The 4,565-nt window shown below is 61.7% G+C and carries 5 protein-coding genes, 1 tRNA gene and 1 pseudogene; 4 read left to right on the top strand and 3 right to left on the bottom strand.

Annotated elements, in window-relative coordinates:
* From J2X65_RS26815 to J2X65_RS26805, 3 genes and pseudogenes are all read left to right on the top strand, one after another.
* Window positions 1-1,154, top strand: a 1,154-nt coding sequence (locus tag J2X65_RS26815; protein ID WP_310208535.1) for a TOPRIM nucleotidyl transferase/hydrolase domain-containing protein, incomplete at its 5' end; no start/stop codon positions are given.
* 161 nt (window positions 1,155-1,315) lie between these two features.
* The gene (locus J2X65_RS26810) at window positions 1,316-1,561 is read left to right on the top strand and encodes a hypothetical protein (RefSeq protein ID WP_310208532.1); all 246 of its coding nucleotides are present in this window, start codon (window positions 1,316-1,318) and stop codon (window positions 1,559-1,561) included.
* A gap of 38 nt (window positions 1,562-1,599) precedes the next feature.
* Window positions 1,600-2,697 (top strand): annotated as a pseudogene (locus J2X65_RS26805) (recombinase family protein); the annotation flags it as partial.
* Window positions 2,698-2,748: 51 nt separating this feature from the next.
* Here the strand turns inward: J2X65_RS26805 and J2X65_RS26800 are convergent.
* The 3 genes from J2X65_RS26800 to J2X65_RS26790 form a co-directional block, all read right to left on the bottom strand.
* Entirely contained in the window at window positions 2,749-2,946 is a 198-nt protein-coding gene (locus tag J2X65_RS26800) for a hypothetical protein (RefSeq protein WP_310208529.1), read from the bottom strand.
* Between the two features lie 261 nt (window positions 2,947-3,207).
* Window positions 3,208-3,282, bottom strand: a tRNA-Glu gene (locus tag J2X65_RS26795).
* Between the two features lie 97 nt (window positions 3,283-3,379).
* Complete coding sequence (locus tag J2X65_RS26790) at window positions 3,380-3,730, bottom strand: DUF1428 family protein (RefSeq protein ID WP_310208527.1); 351 nt, start codon at window positions 3,728-3,730, stop codon at window positions 3,380-3,382.
* Between the two features lie 65 nt (window positions 3,731-3,795).
* Between J2X65_RS26790 and J2X65_RS26785 the strand changes: the two genes are divergently transcribed.
* Complete coding sequence (locus tag J2X65_RS26785; RefSeq protein ID WP_310208522.1) at window positions 3,796-4,284, top strand: MarR family winged helix-turn-helix transcriptional regulator; 489 nt, start codon at window positions 3,796-3,798, stop codon at window positions 4,282-4,284.
* The last annotated feature ends 281 nt before the right edge of the window (window positions 4,285-4,565 follow it).

The following is a 4,565-nucleotide window of genomic DNA, read 5'->3' as shown; positions in this document are numbered from 1 at the left end:
TCTTCAGGCTTATGCTTCTTCTGCGCCATGGCGCCATCCTCCAAAGGCCCGAAAGCCTACTTCACGGAGGACCACTTTCCAGGGAGCAGGCCACGGACCAACCTACACCGCGCCCTTTGATCTTTCTGTTCGAAGAGCCAGAGCTCTACCTCCACCCCAAGTCCCAGCGCGTCCTCTTCAATACGCTTGGCCGCATTGCGTCCGCGCATCAGGTCGTTGTTACTACGCATTCGCCTCTCTTCTTTGCACCGGGGGTGACAGCAGCGTTTGTGCGGGTTGCCAAGGCGCCCGCCGTTCCAAAGCCGGTTGGTGTGCTGCATCCCGTTGAGTTCGCGCTCGATGCGGCAAATGCGGAGGTTTTCCGAATGGCCCGCTTCGAAAATGCCGATGCAGCATTCTTTAGCCGCCGGGTTGTTCTGTTTGAAGGCGAGTCAGACGATGCTTACTGCAAGCATGTAGCAAAGATGCTTAACGCTGAGTGGGATTTCGACCGGAAGAACATCGCGCTGGTGCGGGTATCCGGCAAAGGTAACTTTGCTAAATTCCGGCGTTTCTTCGAGAGCTTCGGAATTGAAGTGAAGATCGTCGCCGATCTTGACGCGCTCTTCGACGGCTTTCAGCATCTGGGCGCGACGCCTGCTTTGACCTTGATGCGGGGCGATATTCTACAACAACTCGATGCGCGCGCCGTAACGTTGGGTGTCAAAGCTGAGCCGGCCCCTCGGCAGATCAAGGACATGATCCATCAAAACAGTTGGCGTGATCGCTATAACGCAGCTAGGGCCGCCTTGAGGCAGATGCAAGAAACACAGCTGATCGACGATGGCGTACTGCAGCAAATCGATAATCTTTTTGTATGGGAGCAGGATATCGCCAGAGTGAAGGTTTGCCGCGAGGACGATCAGGCGCGCGGGATGATCGTACCGGTGCTTGATGGCATGCGCACTCTGGGAGTGTGTATCCTCTCAAAGGGAGCGATCGAGGATTACTATCCGGACGGCACCCCGGGGAATTGTTCCAAACCGGAAAAGGCATTAGGCGCCTGTGGGCTTGTGACGGACGCCGTCATCGCCACCGGCCTCAGCGCATCTTTGGCTGCGGGCCGTGATGTGGAGCTCACAGAAATCTTCACGGAGATATTCAGGGATATTTGACGCTCCCGAAAGACTCCCGCACCAAATCTGACAAGTATTTCTGCGCTGCTGCACGCGGTTGCTCTGCGGCGTAGAATCGGCCCCTTGGCGAGTGGGGGGATGCCCATAATCCTCCGCGCATGCGCCAGCCACGCCCTATCAATCCGAAGAAAATAGTCAGTATGGGCAGTGATGCGCCATCGCCAGCTCCGAGCTCGGCTGGCGGACCACTCTCAAAGATCCCGCACCGTGATGCGCGCGTCATTCGAGATGCTGAGCAAAACCTTGCGCCCGCTGACTCCGTCAAGCATGATTCCAAGGCCGTGCATGTCACCGACGACTGGCCAGCAATCGTTCCGATCACCCCTGACGAGGTCGATGTTGTCGAAGCTTTCCTCAGGCGGGAGATTGATGCGCTGCTGAGGTGACGGTGCTGCCGAAGGGGCTTGAGGGAGGCGATTGGACCATGAACGTAACCTTGCCGATTACCAGCCGGGCCGCCCTCTATCTCCGGGTCTCCACCACACGGCAGGCAGACGTCGACCTCTCCATCCCAGACCAGCGCCTCCAGACCGCCGCCTATTGCGAGCGTCAGGGCTGGTCCGTTGTGGCGGAGTATGTCGAGCCGGGTGCGTCGGCGATGGACGACAGCCGGCATGAATTCCAACAGATGATCGAGCGGGCCAGCGATGATGATCGTCCCTTCGACGTCATCGTCGTCCATAGCTTCAGCCGGTTCTTCCGCGATGCCTTTGGGCTGGAAATGTACATCCGCCGCCTTGCGAAGCACGGCGTGCGGCTCGTCTCCATCACCCAGGAGCTCGGGGATGATCCGGCACAGTTCATGATGCGGCAGGTCATCGCCCTGTTTGACGAGTATCAGTCACGGGAGAACGCCAAGCACGTGCTGCGGGCCATGAAGGAGAATGCCCGGCAGGGCTTCTATAACGGCTCCCGCCTGCCGCTTGGCTTCACCCTTGAAGAGGTCGAGAAGCGCGGCCATCGCATCAAAAAACGGATCGTCATCGACCCCGTGGAGGCCGAGCTGGTGCGGCTGATGTTCGATCTCTACCTGCAGGGAGATGGCACATCGGGTCCCATGGGCATCAAGGAGATAACCAAGCATCTCAACGCCAAGGGCTACCGCACCCGCCTCGGTGCGCGTTACGGCGTTGGCACCATCCACGGCATCCTGACCAATCCCGTTTATGTCGGGGAGTGGAGCTTCAACAAGCGCAGTTCCAAGACGGGGCAGGTGAAGCCGCAGCACGAGGTTATCCCGATTTCGGTGCCGGCCATCCTCGATCGTCGAACTTTCGACAAGGTGCAGAAGGCTCTCAGGGCCAAGAGCCCGCACAATAGCCCGCCTCGGGTGATCTCGGGTCCGATCCTGCTGACGGGGCTTGCCTACTGCGCCTGTTGCGGCAGCGCCATGACGCTACGCACCGGCACCTCGAAGAGCGGCAGGGTCTATCGCTATTACAGCTGCTCGACCTCCGGCCGGGTTGGTAAGTCCGCCTGCAAGGGACGAACGGTGCCAATGGAGAAGCTCGACCATCTGGTCACACGCCATGTCGCTGAACGCGTCCTGATGCCCGAGCGGTTGGAGGCGCTGCTACAGTCCGTCGTTGACCGGCGCGTGAAAGCCGATGCCGAAGTCCAGGCGCGGATCGATGAGCTCTCGCGCGAAAGAACGACGGCGGAAGACAAGCTGCGGCGGCTCTACCAGCTTGTCGCCGACGGCATCGCTGAGCCGGACGAGATGCTCAAGGAACAGATTGCGAAGCTCAAGGCGGATCGGGATCGGGCGCATTCAGCGCTGGAGCGGATCGAGAATCAGGGGGCTGCCACAAGCCGGCTTGATCCGGACAAGCTCGCCCACTTTGGGCAGCTCATGCGCTCAAACATCACAGAGGGCGAGGTACCGTTCCGCAAAGCCTATCTGCGGTCGCTTATCGACGCAGTCGAAGTCGACCAGCACGTCGTGCGCATCCACGGATCAAGGACGGTGCTCGAGAGAGCCGTACTCGCCGACCGAGCCACCCAGCCGGGTGTTCGCGGTTTTGTACGGAAGTGGCGCGCCCTAGGGGAGTCGAACCCCTCTCTCCACCGTGAAAGGGTGGCGTCCTAACCGATAGACGAAGGGCGCGCAGGCGGGGCACCTTATAGGGGCGCGCGCGGCATCGCACAAGCCGTCTTGCACGCCGCCATCCACAGCTTTGCGCCACCTGCGCGCACGCGCCGGTTCAGGCGTCGAGGATTGGCGCGAAGCCGCCAAAAATCATCCGCCTGCTGTCGAACGGCATGTCGCCCATATCCTTGAAGCGGGGATCGGACATCATCCGCTTCACGGCGGCATCGCGTACGTCCTTTGAAGGGTATTCGATCCAGGAGAACACCACGACCTCGCCCTCCTCCGCCTTCACCGCGCCGCGGAAATCGGTGAGCTTGCCGTCGGGCACGTCGTCGCCCCAGCACTCCACCACCCGACTGGCACCGAACTCCCGGAACAACGGTGCCGCCTTCGCGGCCATTGCCCGATAGGCCTCCTTGTTGCCGGCGGGAACTGCGAGCACGAAACCATCCACATAGCTCATCGTCGACGCTCCGACTTTACCACAGATCACATTGACAATTAGGTTGATATCAACATGTATGAGGCATGTCAAAGCCGGTTCCCTTCCCCACCACGATCGAGGTGCGCGACACCTGCCTCTGCCTGCATGTCCAGCGGGCGGCCCGGAGGCTGGCCCGCCTCTTCGACGAAGCCCTGCAGCCCTTCGACCTCACCAATGGCCAGTTCTCGCTGCTGATGGCGCTGAACCGCCCTCGCCCCCCACGGCTGGGTCCGGTGGCGCATCTGCTCGGCATGGACCGCACAACGCTCACCGCCGCGCTTAAGCCGCTGCAGCGGCATGGGCTGTTGGAGGTCCGGCCGGATCCGGAAGACGGGCGCAGCCGATTGCTGCTGCTGACGGAGGCGGGAGAGGCCCGGCTTGCCGCGGCAGTGCCGGTGTGGCGCGCGGTGCATGCCCGGGTCGAGGCGGCGTTGCCGGATGGCGGCGCCGAGGCTTTGCGCGCCAGCCTGGACGTGCTCGGCACCCGGCCGGTGGAAGGCTTGTCGGACATCACATTGCCCGAGCCGGCGTAGCCCGTCACATGAAGGAACAGTCACGCCTTGGCAGTTGTCGCATCGGCAGTTGGCACCGGTCGCGGCGGCTGCCGCCAAGCCGAAGGCCGCTGGGCCTGAGCTGCATGAGAGCCGCGGGCGCGAACCGGATGTCCGACCCGCTGCCCCTCACCGCCCGCCGCCACAGCGACGATCCGGCTCGCTCCGGCACTTAGAGCGCCTAACAAAACCGTTTGTTAACCATGTCGGCTTGAGTTTGGCTTCATGGTGAAGAAGCTGCTTCCGGATGATTTGTGGGCGGA

Origin of the sequence: Ancylobacter sp. 3268 (genome assembly GCF_031456575.1) — a bacterium.
In the GTDB taxonomy this organism is placed as follows: Bacteria; Pseudomonadota; Alphaproteobacteria; order Rhizobiales; family Xanthobacteraceae; genus Ancylobacter.
The sequence above is the reverse complement of the archived record's forward strand: the minus strand, read 5'-3'. Positions and strand labels throughout refer to the sequence as shown.

What these genes read in the sequence shown, in the direction of transcription:
- J2X65_RS26790 (WP_310208527.1), bottom strand. Translation starts at nt 3,730, where the DNA reads ATGAGCTATGTGGATGGTTTCGTGCTCGCAGTTCCCGCCGGCAACAAG.
- J2X65_RS26800 (WP_310208529.1), bottom strand. Translation starts at nt 2,946, where the DNA reads ATGCGCCCGATCCCGATCCGCCTTGAGCTTCGCAATCTGTTCCTTGAG.
- J2X65_RS26785 (WP_310208522.1), top strand. Translation starts at nt 3,796, where the DNA reads ATGTCAAAGCCGGTTCCCTTCCCCACCACGATCGAGGTGCGCGACACC.
- J2X65_RS26810 (WP_310208532.1), top strand. Translation starts at nt 1,316, where the DNA reads ATGGGCAGTGATGCGCCATCGCCAGCTCCGAGCTCGGCTGGCGGACCA.